Source organism: Flavobacterium sp. GQ95 (genome assembly GCF_059758655.1).
Map to the genome: position 1 here is coordinate 1 of NZ_JCAXEB010000047.1, position 1234 is coordinate 1234.

Genomic DNA, 1234 nt, shown 5'->3' on the forward strand with positions numbered 1-1234 from the left:
CACTTACCAGTGGAGCCCGGCTACAGGATTAACGAGCGCAACAGTGTCGAATCCAACAGCCAATCCAACGGTGACGACTACCTATACATTAACAACAACAAGTACTGCTACAGGCTGTACGGCTACCGATATGGTGACCGTTACCGTGGATCAGTCGGTACCATTGGCGGATGCCGGTGTGGATTTTACCAAAACCTGTACCGCTAATAACACAGGCAAAACAATCGGTGTAGCTGCTGTGGCAGGTACCACTTACCAGTGGAGCCCTGCTGCGGGATTATCAAGTGCTACGGTTTCAAACCCTCTGGCCAACCCAACAGCGACGACTACCTATACGTTAACAACAACAAGTACTGCTACGGGCTGTACGGCTACCGATATGGTAACGGTTACCGTGGATCAGTCAGTACCTACGGCAGATGCCGGAGCGGACTTTACCAAAACCTGTACTGCTAATAACACAGGCAAAACAATCGGTGTAGCTGCTGTGGCAGGTACCACTTACCAGTGGAGCCCTGCTGCGGGATTATCAAGTGCTACGGTTTCAAACCCTCTGGCCAATCCAACGGTGACGACTACCTATACATTAACAACAACGAGTACCGCTACAGGTTGTACGGCTACCGATATAGTGATCGTTACCGTGGATCAGTCAGTACCTACGGCAGATGCCGGAGCGGACTTTACCAAAACCTGTGCAAGTAATACGACAGGAAAAATGATCGGGATGACAGCCGTTGCGGGTACTACCTACCAGTGGAGTCCGGCTACAGGATTAACGAGCGCAACAGTGTCGAATCCAATGGCCAACCCATCGGTGACTACCACCTATACGCTAACGTCGAGCAATAGTACTACGGGCTGTACGGCTACCGATATGGTAACTGTTACTGTGGACCAATTAGTATTGGCAGATGCCGGTGCGGACTTTACCAAAAATTGCAGTGTAAATACAACAGGAAAAATGATCGGTGCAGCAACTGTGGCGGGGATCACTTACCAGTGGAGCCCGGCTACAGGATTAACGAGCGCAACAGTGTCGAATCCAACGGCCAACCCATCGGTGACTACCACCTATACGCTAACGGCGAGCAATACCGCTACTGGCTGTACGGCTACCGATATGGTAACGGTTACCGTGGACCAGTCAGTACCTACGGCAGATGCCGGCGCGGACTTTACCAAAAATTGCAGTGTAAATACAACAGGAAAAACGATCGGTGCAGCAACTGTG

At 51.0% G+C, this 1234-nt stretch carries 1 protein-coding gene; it reads left to right on the forward strand.

All coding sequences use genetic code 11. From position 1 onward, the window contains the following. A partial coding sequence (locus tag AC6CH4_RS25860) for a hypothetical protein (protein ID WP_498108198.1) occupies positions 1-1234 on the forward strand: 1234 nt, incomplete at both ends.